The 14,449-nt window shown below is 69.7% G+C and carries 10 protein-coding genes; 2 read left to right on the top strand and 8 right to left on the bottom strand.

What is annotated here, in order from left to right; translation table 11 throughout:
• Positions 1-287 precede the first annotated feature (287 nt).
• The 7 genes from KIP89_RS13340 to KIP89_RS13310 all read right to left on the bottom strand — a co-directional run bounded on the left by KIP89_RS13340 (position 288) and on the right by KIP89_RS13310 (position 6,434).
• On the bottom strand, positions 288-1,205 hold the full coding sequence (locus tag KIP89_RS13340; protein WP_213755911.1) for a lipid A biosynthesis lauroyl acyltransferase: 918 nt from the start codon (positions 1,203-1,205) through the stop codon (positions 288-290).
• Positions 1,206-1,225: 20 nt separating this feature from the next.
• Entirely contained in the window at positions 1,226-2,248 is a 1,023-nt protein-coding gene (locus KIP89_RS13335; RefSeq protein ID WP_213755910.1) for a zinc-binding dehydrogenase, read from the bottom strand.
• A gap of 111 nt (positions 2,249-2,359) precedes the next feature.
• Positions 2,360-3,139, bottom strand: a complete 780-nt coding sequence (locus tag KIP89_RS13330) for an SDR family oxidoreductase (RefSeq protein WP_213756024.1) — start codon at positions 3,137-3,139, stop codon at positions 2,360-2,362.
• Positions 3,109-4,389: a beta-ketoacyl-ACP synthase gene (locus KIP89_RS13325; protein WP_213755909.1), complete on the bottom strand. Its 1,281-nt coding sequence runs from the start codon at positions 4,387-4,389 to the stop codon at positions 3,109-3,111. The genes KIP89_RS13330 and KIP89_RS13325 overlap by 31 nt, the downstream gene beginning before the upstream one ends.
• 39 nt (positions 4,390-4,428) lie before the next feature.
• Positions 4,429-5,613, bottom strand: coding sequence for a beta-ketoacyl-ACP synthase (locus KIP89_RS13320; protein ID WP_213755908.1), 1,185 nt, complete (start codon positions 5,611-5,613; stop codon positions 4,429-4,431).
• A complete protein-coding gene (locus KIP89_RS13315) occupies positions 5,606-6,118 on the bottom strand; it encodes a 3-hydroxyacyl-ACP dehydratase FabZ family protein (protein WP_213755907.1) in 513 nt (170 codons plus the stop codon). The genes KIP89_RS13320 and KIP89_RS13315 overlap by 8 nt, the downstream gene beginning before the upstream one ends.
• A gap of 34 nt (positions 6,119-6,152) precedes the next feature.
• Positions 6,153-6,434, bottom strand: a complete 282-nt coding sequence (locus KIP89_RS13310; protein ID WP_163074070.1) for an acyl carrier protein — start codon at positions 6,432-6,434, stop codon at positions 6,153-6,155.
• Between the two features lie 324 nt (positions 6,435-6,758).
• On the opposite strand from KIP89_RS13310, the gene KIP89_RS13305 reads away from it, so the two are divergent.
• Both KIP89_RS13305 and pbpC read left to right on the top strand, forming a co-directional pair.
• Entirely contained in the window at positions 6,759-12,023 is a 5,265-nt protein-coding gene (locus tag KIP89_RS13305) for an alpha-2-macroglobulin family protein (protein ID WP_369807145.1), read from the top strand.
• A 2-nt stretch (positions 12,024-12,025) separates the two neighbouring features.
• Positions 12,026-14,152 (top strand): penicillin-binding protein 1C, encoded by a 2,127-nt coding sequence (gene pbpC, locus KIP89_RS13300; RefSeq protein ID WP_250152491.1) that lies wholly within the window; start codon positions 12,026-12,028, stop codon positions 14,150-14,152.
• On the opposite strand, the gene KIP89_RS13295 is transcribed toward pbpC, so the two are convergent.
• Positions 14,139-14,342: a DUF1127 domain-containing protein gene (locus KIP89_RS13295; protein ID WP_213755905.1), complete on the bottom strand. Its 204-nt coding sequence runs from the start codon at positions 14,340-14,342 to the stop codon at positions 14,139-14,141. The genes pbpC and KIP89_RS13295 overlap by 14 nt on opposite strands.
• Positions 14,343-14,449: the final 107 nt, after the last annotated feature.

Raw genomic sequence — 14,449 nt, 5'->3', positions numbered from 1 at the left:
CTGCACGTGGTGGCCGGGCAGGGCAGGGCGATCAGACGCAAGATCAGACGGGCGTCCGGGAGACCGGGCGCTCGCTTTCTTTTGGGGCGCGGCTGTCGTCAACCCGTCATGGCCGTCCCCGGACTTGATCCGGGGATCAGCCGGCCATCCACGACTTCGGCCGGTGGGGTGAGGGAACGTCTTGGATCCCCGGGTCAAGCCCGGGGATGACGGCGTGAGGGCGGGGAATGTGTGACGTCGCACGTCCGCGCCCACGCCTGCCGCTCGGCGTGTGCCAGCGTTTGCCGTCAGATCCGCCAGCGGCGGTAGAACCAGGTCCACTGCTCGGGATGCTCGCGGACCCAGTCCTCCACCACGGAGGTGATCATCTGCATCGAGCCGTCCACGTCGATCTTGCCCTTGGCGTCGCGCGGCAGGTTGAGGGCGGGCGTGCAGTGGATGCGGAAACGCCCTTCCGGCAGGCGAATCACCCGCACGCCATGGACCGGGCATTCATAGAGCCGGGCGAGGCGGGCAATGGTCGGGTTGGTGGTGCAGGGCTGGCCGAAGAACTGCGCGATGGGCCCGCCCTTGCGCGCCTGATCGACCAGAATGCCGAGATGCTTGCCCTGATCCAGCACGGCGGCCAGCTCGAACACCGCCACATGCGAGGCGGCGACGAGATTGCCCATCACCTGGCTGCGGGCGCCGAACAGCAGGTCGGCGAAGAAGGTGTTGTCGGGCGCGCGGAACAGCACCGCGCTGTCCAGCCCCTGCGCCGCGGCGGCGATGGCCGGCAGTTCCCAGTTCGCCAGATGCGCTGTGAACACCAGTGCCGGCTTGCCGTCGATCCGCATGGCGACGAAGTTGGAGACGCCGGTGGTCTCGATCCGGCTCTTGGCCGGCTCCCACATATTGTACTGCCAGATGCGGTCGAGATGGACGAACTCGCCGGCCATGCGGCCGAGATTGTCCCACATGCCCCGCGCGATTTCCCGGCGCTCGGCCTCGGTCTTCTCCGGGTAGGCGAGGGCGAGATTCTTCAGCGCCGCTTTGTGGATCGGCGTGAACGGCCCGATGGCGCGGGCCCAGAAACTGCCGACCCAGGCCGAGAATTGCGGGCTCTGCAGCCGCAGCAGCCGCGCCACAAGCCACACGCCGGCCGACAGAAAGCCATCGCGCAGGCGAAGTTTCCACGGCTTGCGCGGCTGGGTGTCGGTGCTCATCGGCGGGGGGCGGTTCCGGCTCAGAAGGTGATGACGACCTTGCCGAACACCCGGCGGGTCTCCAGCCGCTCCAGACCGGAGCCGAACTGGTCCAGCGGGTACTGCGAATCGATCACCGGCAGCACGCCGCGCTCCATGCGCTTGAGACCATCGACGATGGCGCGGATCGGCGCGCCGAAGGAGCCGATGATGCGGTACTGGCGCTGGAACAGCTGCATCAGGTTCATGTTCACCGAGACGCCCGAGGTCGAGCCGCAGGTGACGAGGCGCGCGCCCGGCCGCATGGAGAGCAGCGAGCCGTTCCAGGTCTCCGCCCCGACATGCTCGAAGACCACGTCGACGCCCTTCTTCTTGGTGATCTTGCGGACCTCGTGCTCGAAGCGGTCGGTCTTGTAGTTGATGACGTGGTCGGCGCCGAGCGCGAGGGCCTTGGCGCATTTCTCGTCATCGCCCGCCGTGGTGATGACGGTGCAGCCGATCTCCTTGGCCATGCGGATCGCCACCGTGCCGATGCCGGAGCCGGCGGCGTGGACCAGCACGGTCTCGCCGGGTTCGAGCTTGGCATTGTCGAACAGCATGTGCTCGACGGTGGAGAAGGTGACGGGCGCGGTGGCGGCATCCACCCAGGAGATGCCGTCCGGGATCGGCACGCAGAGCCGGTCTTTGATGTTCAGCGTGTCGCGGGCGAAGCCGTCGACATGGAAGCCCATGACACCGGCGACTTCCTCGCAGAGATTGTCGCGGCCGGCCTTGCACATGCGGCACTGGCCGCAGGTGAGGGCGCCATACATCGCGACCTTCGAGCCCTTCGTGAAGCGGGTGACGCCCTCGCCGGTGGCGATGACCTCGCCGACCGCTTCCGCGCCGACGACCAGCGGCATCTTGCGCTTGGCGAAGGCCATGCCGCGCCAGCCCCACACGTCGATATGGTTCAGCGCCAGCGCCTTGACGGAGACCTGCACCTCGCCCGGCGCGGGAGCGTCCGGCTCCGGCAGGTCGACGAGCTTGAGTTCACGGTCGGAAACCAGTTGCAGCGCGCGCATGAAACACTCCGAGGCAGCGCCGGCGGCTGGCATCGATCCTCCGTGCCGCAAAAGGCAGGGCAAGAGGAACCGCGCGGGCCGCCCGCGGAAAGACGAGGCTGGATAACGAAATCAGCGTTGGATGGCTAGTGCGGCCGTGAGGCCGCCATCCACCGGGAGGGTCGCGCCGGTCACATAGGCGGCACCGGGCGAGATCAGGAAGCCGACGACAGCGCCGACATCCTCGGGCGCCGCGAAGCGCCCGGCCGGGATCTGCTTCTCGACATTGGCGCGATAGGCAGCGTAGGGCGCGAGCATCGCCGTGTCGACAAAGCCGGGGGCGACCACGTTGACCGTCACGCCGCGCCGCGCCGTCTCGATCGCCAGCGTGCGGCAATAGCCGGCCAGCGCGGCCTTGGAGCCGGCATAGATGGCGTTGCCGGCATTGGCGACATCGGCGGCGATCGAGCCGATGGCGACGATGCGCCCGGCACGGGCGCGCGTCATCGGGCGGATCAGCGCGCCGGCGATCTTCACGAAGGACCAGTAATTGACCTGCATGAGCTGCTCGGCCTTGGTCTGGTCGACCATCGCCGCCAGCGTGTCGTAGCTCATGCCGGCATTGTGCACGAAGCCGAAATAGGCCGGCTCCTCGGCGATCGCGGCCGCGAAGGCATCGACCGCGCCTTTGTCGGCGAGGTCGAGCGAGCGGACCTCGATCGCGGCGTCCGGCTTCTCGGCCTTGATATCGGCGATCAGCGCCTCGGCCTCCGCCGCCGCGGTGCGCACGGTGAAGACCACGTGGAAGCCCGCGAGCGCCGCTGCGCGCACGATGGCCGCGCCGACGCCGCGCCCGCCGCCGGTGACGAGGACGCGCTGGCTCACGCCGGGGCGCCCTTGAGGATCAGGCAGACATTCTGCCCGCCGAAGCCGAACGAGTTCGACATCACCCGGTTGACCTTGGCGTCGCGCGCGACATTGGGCACCACGTCGAGCGGGATGGCCGGGTCGGGCGTCTCGTAATTGATGGTCGGGGGGATACGGCCGTTCTGGATGGTGAGCAGCGAGATCACCGCCTCGATCGCGCCGGCGGCGGTCAGCGTATGGCCGATCATCGACTTGTTGGAGGAGATCGGGATGCTCGGCAGGCGCTCGCCGAACACCACGCTCATGCCGGTGAACTCCATCCGGTCATTCTCGGGCGTCGAGGTGCCGTGGGCGTTGATGTAGTCGATTTCCTCCGGCTCGACGCCGGCATCGGCCAGCGCGTTGCGCATGCAGCCGATGACGGGCTTGGCGTCCGGCGAGGAGCGGGTGCGGTGGAAGCTGTCGGCCATTTCGCCGACACCCTCGACCACGCCGAGGATCTTCGCCCCGCGCGCCACCGCGTGCTCCATGCTCTCCAGCACCAGCGCACCGGCGCCTTCGGCGATGATGAATCCGTCGCGGTTCTTGGCGAAGGGGCGGGAGGCCGCTTCCGGCACTTCATTATTGGCCGACAGGGCCGAGAGCAGCGAGAAGCGGATCAGCGCCTCCGCCGTCACCGAGCCGTCGGTGGCGATGGACAGGGCTGCGTCGCATTCGCCACGGCGGATCGCCTCGACCGCGAGCTGGATCGAGGTATTGCCCGAGGCGCAGGCGGTGGACAGCGAGATCGGCTGGCCGCGCGTGCCGAAACGGTCGGCGAGATGATCGGCGATCGAGCCATAGAGGAAACGCTCGTGCCAGGCGTCGTGGCCATTGGCCTCGGCGGCGCGCAGCAGGTCGTCATAGGAGATCGGGCCGTTGGCGGCGGCTTCCTGCGCCAGGATGCGGCGCTGCGGCCATTCCAGCTCGATCGGCGGCACGGCGCAGAACAGCGGGCCGGGGAAATCGCCCTTGGCGCCGATGCCGGACTCGCCGATGGCCTCTTCCGCCGCGATCTGGGCGAGTTCCTCGGAGAGGTCCGGCGCGGTGCGCCCGCTCTCCGGCAGATAGTCCACCGTCCCGGCGATGGTGGTCTTCATCGAATCGACGGGGAAGCGGGTGATGCGGTGGATGCCGGACTTGCCAGCCGTCAGCTTGGCCCAGTTATCCGCCTTGCCCTGCCCGAGCGAGGTCACCATGCCCATGCCGGTGACAACGACGATGGGCCGGCCGGCCTTGTCGGTATAGGACGCCATATTCTGCTCCTGCGAAGCCTCAGCTTCCGCAAATGGGGATCAGTCGACGCGCTCGACGAGCGCCACGCCTTCCCCACGCCAATGCCCCACCGCGGTAACGATGGCACGGGATAGCGGGCCATCGAAAGGCTTTTCCAGCGTCTCACCCGTGAGCGGGGCGTAGAGCTGCCCTTCCGAAACCGCAAGGGTCGCCAGTGCGAGGGCTACCGGCATCTGTGCTTCGAGCGCGTGCCCGACGCGGTCCGTCACCGAACGCACCGGCAGTCCGCTGCGGGCCAGCACGGCGACTTCGGCCTGCGTGGGTTCGGGTGCGCCCGAGGCGGCGGAAAGGATGGCCGTGCCCGTGCTGTCATCGCCCTTCGCCTGGTTGACGAGGGCTTCCAGCACCGCCTCGACCGCGCCGGGCTCGGCGCGGCGGGCGCGCTCGGACCAGACGCCGGAGAGCTTGGCGATCGGCTTCACGCCGCGCGCCGTGGCGTGCTCGGGCGATTCCAGCACCAGAAAGGCGCCGGCCGAGCCGGTCGGCACGCCCTTGGGGTCGGCCAGTACCGGCGCCCAGGGCGCGTGCATGGCGAGACGCTTGAGGGCGAACAGCAGCAGCATGTCGCGCCGCTCGGCATTGTAGGCGCCGCCCACCAGCGCGATCTCGCTGGTGCCCGCGGTTATGCGCGACCAGCCGATGCGCACCGCGTCGGTTCCCGAGCTTTCCTCGCCCATGAAGGTGCGCGAGGAGCCGGTGACGCCGTGGACGATGGAGATGTTGCCGGCGAGCAGGTTGGAGAGCTGGGCCAGGAACAGCGTCGGGCGCAGGTTCGACTGGAGCTGCTCGGTCAGGAACACGTCCGGGTTCGGCTGCTTCTCGATATCGGTGAGGATTGCGCCGTCGACCGACTGGTCACGCTCGCCGCCGCCCGCCGCCACCACCATGTCGGTGGTGGAGAGAATGTCCTTGTTGCCGGCGAGGCCGGCGGAGGCCAGGGCCAGACCGGCGGCATAGGTGCCGATCCGCTGCCAGGGCTCCATCTGGCGCTGGTCGCCCTTCTTCGGGATCTGCTTGTCGAAATCCACCTTGGACAGCGGATGCACCACATAGGGCGCAAAGCTGGTCTCGTCGGCCACCGGCTTGGGGGCGGATGACAAGGCTTCCCAATGCGCTTCCAGCCCCTCACCGAGCGACGAGACAAGCCCGATGCCGGTGATCCAGACGTCGCGACGATCAGACATGCGAGAGAGTTCCTGAGCACGCCGAGGCGGCGCCGGCTACGGCCGGCGGCTCCATCGGCATGCCGATGCGCTCGGCTGTAGAAAGAAGGTAACCGCGCAGCTCCGGAGCCGGGAACGGCATGGTCTTCAGCGTGATGTCGGCATTGCAGACGAGCTTGCCCTCGACGCGGCCTTCGGCCTTGAGGCGGGCATAACCCGAACCGTCATGCTCCATGCGGGCATCGACCTCGATGACCTGGCCGGGCGTGACGAAGGTGCGCAGCTTGCCCTTGTCGACGGAGGCGAGGAAGGCCATGCGGTCGTAATTGTGCAGGCGCAGCAGCAGCATGCCGCAGCTCTGGGCCATGATCTCGAACAGCAGCACGCCCGGGAGCAGGGGGTGCCCCGGAAAGTGGCCTTCGAAGATCGGGCTCTCATCCGGCACGATATTCGCGGTCTTCAGGGTGCGGGCCTCGAGGTCGAGGGTCAGCACCTTGTCGATCATCTGGAAATATTCGAGCCGCATTACACCGTCCTGCCCGTACGTCGCGTCGCTTGCATCAGGCCGTCTTGGCGGCGATCAGTTCGTCGATCCGCGCGCACAGGTTCTTGAGCACGAAATACTGCTCGGTGGTCGCCTTGCCTTCGTTGACTTCCTGCGTCCAGCTCTCGAGCGGGAGCTTGATGCCGAACGCCTTGTCGATGGCGAAGGCGATGTCGAGGAAGTCCAGGCTGTCGATGCCGAGATCGTCGATGGCGTGGCTCTCGGGCGTGATGTTCTCGCGCGGGATGTCGCACGTCTCGGCGATGATGTTGGCGACGGTCTCGAACGTGGTCGACATGGAATGCCTCTGGTCTCAGCGGCCGCGTCCGGCCACGGGTGAATCGGAGCGTCTCCCGGCACGGCTGTGACGGCAGGCCCCCAAATGGATGACGGCCCGTATACCTAAGCGTGGACGGCTATTCAATGGCGCCGGCGCGGCAATCCTCGGCTGTGTGACATCCGCGCCGATGCCGGCGACGTTCCGTCATGGCCCGGACGCCGATTCCGTCCTATCGTGACGTCACCCGCGCGGCGGGACGTTCGAGGTGGTGCCATGTCCGGTGTGTTGTCGGCTTTTTCGCTTGTGGGGCGTGGACTTGCGGCGTCCGCGCTGACTTTCGCGGTGCTGCTCGCACCGGCTTTTTCGCAGTCGCCCACGCCGAAACCGGCGGCCAAGCCGGCTGCAACCCAGGCCGGTACAGCCAAACCATCGGCGGTCCAGGCGGCCGCTGCCGCGCAGGACGCGCTGCCAAAAACCTTCGCGCGGCCCGACCTGGTGGAGGCCGCGCGCCGGCTTCAGGCGCTGCTGGGCCGGGAACGCGGCCCTCTGCCGAAGTCCGCCGTGCAGCTCCGCAAGGACGCCGACGCCGCGCTTGCGGGCGGCGATGCACGCACCGCCGCCGAGATTTATGGCCAGCTCGCCCATGCAGCCGGCACCGATGCCGGAGCGTGGATGCGGCTTTCCCGTGCCCTCGCCCGCATCAAGCCGAACGACGATGAGAGCCCGGACATCTTCCTCGATCGCGCGCAGGGCGCGGCCTTTCTCGCCTATCGCAACGCCACCACGCGCGTGCAGCAGGCGGATGCGCTGTTCGCCATCGGCCATCTCTATGACCGCCGCTCGCTCTGGCGGGCCGCGCTCGACACGCTGAGCCTCGCGCTCACCTATGTCGACGTGCCGGACCAGCGGGCCTTCTATGACAAGCTGCGCGCCGAGCGCGGCTTCCGCATGCTCGACTACAGCGTCGATTCGGACGCGGCGAACCCGCGCATCTGCGTCCAGTTCTCCGAGCCGTTGGTCAAGGGCACGGACTATGCCGCCTATGTCACGCTGAAGGGGCCGCAAGGGGCGGTCGACAAGCCTGCCGTCACCTCCGAGGGGAGCCAGCTCTGCGTCGAGGGGCTGGCGCATGGCGAGAGCTATGATGTCGGCCTGCGCCGAGGGCTGCCCTCCAGCGTCGCCGCCGAGCCGCTGGCCGCGACGGCCGACCTCACCATCTATGTGCGCGATCGCAAAGCCGGCGTGCGCTTCACCGGCCGCAACTATGTGCTGCCGCGCAGTGGCCCGCGCGGCATTCCGCTTGTGAGCGTGAACACCTCGCGGGTCGGCGTCGAGCTGTACCGCATCGGCGACCGCAGCCTCATTCCCACCGCCATCGACGGCGAATTCCGGGCTAACCTCGGGGGCTTCGATCTGGAGCGGCTGAAGTCCGGCCAGGCCGAGGCGGTGTTCAAGGGCGAGCTGGAGACGGCTTCGCCGCTGAACGAGGACGTAACCACCTCCTTCCCGGTCGACGAAGCGGTCGGCACGCTCGCACCCGGCGTCTATGTGCTCACCGCCCGCCCGGCCGGCGATGCCGCCGATCCCACGGACGAGTGGAGCGCGCGGGCGACCCAGTGGTTCGTCGTCTCCGACCTCGGCATGACCGCCCTGTCGGGCTCGACCGGGCTGACGGTGATGGTGCGCGGTCTCGGCAGCGCGCAGCCGCTGGCCGATGTGGAACTGCGCCTGCTCGCCAAGTCCAACGAGGTGCTGGCTACGGCGAAGACCGATGCCACGGGTGCGGCCTCTTTCGATCCGGGCGTGATGCGCGGCACGGACGGTTTCGCGCCGGCGGTGATCGTCGCCCGCGCCACGGAGGGCGACTATGCCTTCCTGTCGCTGGAGGATCAGGCCTTCGACCTGACCGACCGCGGTGTCGGCGGGCGGGCGGCGCCGGACAAGATGGACGCCTTCGTCACCACCGAGCGCGGCGTCTATCGTTCCGGCGAGGAGGTCCATGTCACCGCCCTGCTGCGCAGCCCGCAGGTGGAGGCCGTGGCCGGCGTGCCGCTGACGCTGATGCTGAAGCGGCCGGATGGTGTCGAGGAGCGCCGCATTCAGGCGCCGGACGAGGGCGCGGGTGGGCGCGCGGTCGGCTTCCCGCTGATGGGCGGGGCGATGACCGGCGTGTGGCGGATCGAGGCCTATGTCGATCCGCGCGGCGCGCCGGTGGGCGAGACCACCTTCCTGCTGGAGGATTATGTCCCCGAGCGCCTCGCGCTCGATCTGTCCACCACCGCGACCCGCATCACCCCGAAGGCGCCGGTGACGGTGAACGCCGATGGCCGCTGGCTGTTCGGCCCGCCCGCCGCCGGGCTCGACATCAGCGGCGAGATCGAGGTGCGCATCGCCAAGGAGCGCCCAAGCCTGCCGGGCTGGCGCTTCGGCCGCCCCGATGACGGGTTCGCCCCGGAGCGTTCCGCTTTGCCGGACCTTGCCGTCACCGATGCCGGCGGCAAGGCCAGCCTTTCCGCCGTGCTGCCGGCGCTGGCGCCGACCGCGCGGCCGCTGGAGGCGGAGATCTTCGTCAGCCTCGACGAGGGCGGGGGACGCGCGGTGCGCCGTTCGCTGGTGCTTCCGGTGGAGCCCGCGCCGGCCGCCATCGGCGTGAAGCCGCTGTTCGGGCCGAGCGGGCCGGGCGAGAACGCCAGCGCCGGCTTCGAGGTGCAGGCCTTCAATGCCGCCGGCGCCGCGATCGCCCGCGCCGGCGCGCAATGGGCGCTCTACCGGATCGAGACGCGCTATCAATGGTACCGGCTCGGCAGTTCCTGGGATTTCGAGCCGGTCGAATCAGTTGCCAAGGTGGCTGATGGCAAGCTCGACCTCGGCACCAGCACCCCGGCGCGGCTCGACGTGCCGGTCGGCTGGGGCCGCTACCGGCTGGAAGTGAGCGAAGGCAGCCTCGTCACCGCCGTGCCCTTCGAGGCCGGCTGGGGCGGCGGGGCGACCGCCGACGCGCCGGACCGGCTGGAGGTCAGCCTCGACAAGAAGCAATATGCCGCCGGCGAGACGCTGAAGGTGAATCTCACCAGCCGCCATGACGGTTCGGCCACTGTGCTGATCGTCGGCGATGGCGTGCTGGCGAGCCAGACGCTCGATGTGAAAGCCGGCGACAGCGCGGTGGAATTCCCCGTGGCGGCGACGTGGGGGCCGGGCGCCTATGCGCTCGCCTTCCTGCACCGTCCTCTTGATGTGGCGGCCGGCCGCAATCCCGGCCGCGCCATCGGCCTCGCCTGGTTCGGCGTCGACCAGTCCGCGCGCCGGCTGGAAGTGAAGCTCGATGCGCCCGCGCTGGTGCGGCCGGAGACGACGGTGTCCGTGCCGGTCACCGTTGCCGGTGCGGGCAAGGGCGAGGCCTTCGTCACGCTGGCGCTGGTCGATGTCGGCATTCTCAACCTGACCCGCTTCGAGACGCCGGACCCGGATGGCTTCTATCTCGGCCAGCGGGCGCTCGGCACCGAGGTGCGCGACTTCTACGGCCAGTTGATCGACGGCATGCTCGGCGCGCGCGGACGCCTGCGTTCCGGCGGCGACGCGATGGATGCGGGCCTTCAAGCCGAGCCGCCGACGCAGCCGCCGCTCGCCCTGTTCTCCGGTCCGGTGAAGCTGGACGCGGACGGGCGCGGCACCCTCGACTTCGCCATTCCGCCCTTTGACGGCACCGGCCGGCTGATGGCGGTGGCGTGGTCCGCCGCCGCCGTCGGCCATGCCTCGGCCGATGTGACCATCCGCGATCCGGTCGTTCTCACGGCGACGCTGCCGCGCTTTCTCGCCAGCGGCGACCGCTCGACGCTGAATCTGGCGCTGGCCAATGTCGATGGCGAGACCGGCGATTATGCGCTCGACGTGGTGACGGAAGGCCCCATCGCGGTGCCAAGTGCGCCCAGGACCATCCCGCTCGCCAAGGGCGCGCGGCAGGTCTTCAACGTCCAGCTCAACGGCATCGGCATTGGCGAGGCCCGGCTCTCGCTGCGGCTTTCCGGCCCCGGCGGCCTCGCGATTACCCGCGACTACCGGCTGAATGTGCGCCCGGCCTATCCCGCCATTTCGCGCCGGAGCGTCGAGACGATCGCCCCCGGCGCGTCCATCACGCTCAGTCGCGACCTGGTGGCCGATCTCGTGCCCGGCACGGGCGGCGTCACCGTCTTCGCCGGTCCCGACCCGGCGCTCGACGTGCCGGCGCTGTTCGGCGCGCTCGACCGCTACCCCTTCGCCTGCTCCGAACAGCTCACCAGCCGCGCTCTGCCGCTGCTCTATCTCAGCGATTTCGGCACGGCCGAGCGGTTCCGCCTCAAGGACCCGGCGGAAACCATTCGCGACGCCATTGCCCGGCTGATCGCCCGGCAGGGTTCGGACGGTTCCTTCGGTCTGTGGAGCGCGGGCGGCAACGACCTCTGGCTCGACGCCTATGTGAGCGACTTCCTCACCCGCGCACGCGAAAAGGGCCATGCGGTGCCGGACCGGCCCTTCACCATGGCGCTCGACCGGCTGCGCAACGCCGTCGCCTATGCCGGCGATGGCGCCACCAATGACGGCACCGCCTATGCGATCTATGTGCTGGCCCGCAATGGCCGGGCGCCATTGGGCGATCTGCGCTATGTGGCGGATGCCAAGCTGGAGGAGGTCGAGAGCCCGCTGGCGCGCGGCCAGCTCGGCGCGGCGCTCGCCATGCTCGGCGACAAGGGGCGGGCCGAGCGGGTGTTCGGCGCGGCGCTGGAACTGCTTCCCGAGGCGCCGGAGCCGCTGACCGCCGGGCGGGCCGATTTCGGCTCGATCCTGCGCGATGCCGCCGGCGTGGCGACGCTCGCTGCCGAGGCGGGCTTCACCAACACCGCGCGCACCGCGCGGGCCCGGCTCGCCAGCGCCTATGCCGATGCCGGACCGACCTCGACGCAGGAGGATTCCTGGCTGCTGCTCGCTGCGCGGGCGGCGCGCGAGGGACGGGGCATCGCCGTCGAGGTGGGCGGCACGCTCACCAGCGGCATTTATGAGCGCGCGCTTACCCCGGCGGAGCTTGCCACCCCGCTCAAGCTGACCAATCGCGGCACCGCCCCGCTGGATGTGGCCGTCACCATCGACGGCCCGCCCGTCACGCCCGAGCCCGCCTCGGCGGCGGGTTTCGCGCTCACTCGCAGCTACTACACGCTGGACGGCACGCCGGCGGACCCCGCGAAGGTAATTCAGAACCAGCGACTCGTCGTGCTGCTGGAGGCGAGCGAGGACGAGCCGGCGCCGAGCCATGTGCTGCTGGTGGACTATCTGCCGGCCGGCTTCGAGATCGACAATCCGAGCCTTGCGGTCGGTGCCGACACGGGCGGGCTTGCCTGGCTCGGGGAGACCACCGAGGCGAGCCATGCCGAGTTCCGGGACGCCTTCTTCGCCGCTGCCTTCGACCTGACGCAGACCGGCGACGAGGCGCAGATGCTGCGCGTCGCCTATATCGTGCGCGCCGTCTCGCCCGGAACCTATGCCCACCCGCCGGCCATCGTCGAGGACATGTACCGGCCCGGCCGCTATGCCCGCACCGAGCCGGGTACCGTTCAGGTGAGCGGAGCCGCGCGGTGAGGCTGAGCGCCGCCCGTACGGCCCTGGCGCGCGGGGCAGGCATTGCCCTGCTCGGCGGGCTGCTGCTGGCGGGCGGCACCTATGCCTGGGTGGTCGGCGTGCGCGCCGCCGCCCCGCCGGTGCCGGCGCTTGCCACGTCGGTCGAGGTGGTGGACCGGGAAGGGCGGCTGTTGCGCCCCTTCGCCTTGCCGGACGGCCGCTGGCGGCTCGCCGCCGACCCGGCCGAGGTCGACCGGCGCTATCTCGACATGCTCGTCGCCTATGAGGACCGGCGCTTCTACCTGCATGTCGGCGTCGATCCGCTGGCGCTGCTGCGCGCGGCCGGACAGATGCTGCTGGGGGGACGGATCGTCTCGGGCGGCTCGACGCTGACCATGCAGGTGGCCCGGCTGATGGAGCCGCGCGAGGGACGCAGCCTTGCCGCCAAGCTGCGCCAGATGCGGCGCGCCATCGAGCTGGAAGCGCGCCTGTCGAAGCGCGAGATCCTGACGCTTTATCTGGCGCTGGCCCCGTTCGGCGGCAATATCGAGGGTGTGCGGGCGGCCAGCCTTGCCTATTTCGGCAAGGAGCCGCGCCGGCTGACGCTCGCCGAGGCGGCGCTGCTGGTCGCCCTGCCGCAGGCGCCGGAATCCCGCCGGCCGGACCGCAACCCCGCCGCCGCCGAGCGTGCCCGCGCGCAGGTGCTGGCCCGGCTGGGTGTGGAGGGGTTTTATGATACCCCCGAGGTCGCCTTCGCCCAGCGCGCCCCGATTCCGACGCGGCGGCTTGCCATGCCCATGCTGGCCGCCCATGCGGCGCAGACGGCGCGGACTGAGCGGCCGTCTCTGCTGTGGCATCAAATTACCATCGACGCCCCCGCGCAGACGCGGCTGGAGGAACTTGCCCGCGAGCGGCTGCGCACGCTGGGCCCCCACGTGTCGCTGGCTTTCGTGATGCTCGACAATGCGAGCGGGGAGGTGCTGGCGCGCGTTTCCGGCGGCGATCCGCTCGATGCCGGGCGCGCCGGGGCGGTGGACCTGACCCGCGCCATACGCTCGCCCGGCTCGACGCTGAAGCCCTTCATCTACGGCCTCGCCTTCGAGGATGGTATCGCCCATCCCGACACGCTGATCGAGGACCGGCCGGTGCGCTTCGGCGCCTATCGGCCGCGCAATTTCGACCGCGACTATCAGGGCACGGTGCCGGTGCGGCAGGCGCTGCAGCTCTCGCTGAACGTGCCGGCGGTGGTGCTGCTGCAGGCGGTGGGGCCGCAACGGCTGGCGAGCCGGCTCGGTTCGGCCGGGTTCGGCCTGCATCTGCCCCCCGGCGAGGTGCCCGGCCTCGCGGTCGGGCTGGGCGGTGTCGGCATGAATCTGGAGGCGCTGGCCGGGCTTTATGCCGGCGTGGCCAATGGCGGGCTGGCCAATGGCCCGCGCAGCCGGCTCGATGAGGAGGTGACCGGGGGGGAGGGGTGGCGGCTGCTCAGCGAGGTGGCCGCCTGGTATCTGGCGCAGGCAATGATAGGTACTCCCGCACCGAAGAACGAACGTGCCGGGCGCATCGCCTTCAAGACGGGCACGTCCTATGGCTATCGCGATGCCTGGGCGGTGGGGTTCGACGGCCGGCGCACCATTGCCGTCTGGGTCGGGCGGCCGGATGGCCAGCCGGTGCCGGGCATGATCGGCCGCGAGGCGGCGGCGCCCATTCTGTTCGAGGCTTTTGCCCGGCTGGTGACGCGGCCGGCCCCGCTCAAACCCGCGCCGCGCGAGGCGATCGAGGCGCGAAACGCGCAATTGCCGCCACCGCTCCGGCATTTCGGCCGGAGCGTGGGGCGTTCAAGCAGAGCGGAAGGGCCGAGGATCGCGTTCCCGCCCGACGGGGCGAGCCTGGAGCGCGTGGCCGACGAGCCATTGCCGCTCAAGGTGAGCGGCGGGGTCGGCGGGCTGACGGTGCTGGTCGACGGCATCCCTTACGGGCGCGTCGCGGGCGGGGCCGGCACAGCGGCCACCTTGTTCTGGCAGCCGGCGGGCACGGGATTCGTCCGCCTGACCGTTATCGACGCTGTGGGAAATTCCGACAGCGTCGTCCTTCGCATTCGCGGGCCGCAGGAGCCTTCAGGCGCTGCAGCCAGTGTCCTCAGCGGCCGTTGACGGCGACGCGGGCGATCTCCTGACGGGTCAGGCCGCGGGCGGCGAGAGCGGTGTCGGACAGGCGGGCGAGGTTCTCGTAACGCTGGGCGATGCGGCGGCCTTCACCAATGGCCTCGAAGAAGGCAACGACGCCTTCGAAGAAGCGGGTGAAGTCCGGGGCGGTGCGGTGGGTCAGCGAAAAAGTGCTCATCTGAGCTCTCCATTTCTCAAGGCATTCTGTATGCCAGGGAATATAAGCGATTTGGTGCGTTGCAAAAGCCGATATGCTGCATGACAGCACTGAGCATTCCGCATGGG

The organism is Ancylobacter radicis, from assembly GCF_018449475.1.
Lineage (GTDB): Bacteria > Pseudomonadota > Alphaproteobacteria > Rhizobiales > Xanthobacteraceae > Ancylobacter > Ancylobacter radicis.
Note: the sequence above shows the minus strand (reverse complement) of the source record. Positions and strands in the feature narration are given on the sequence as shown.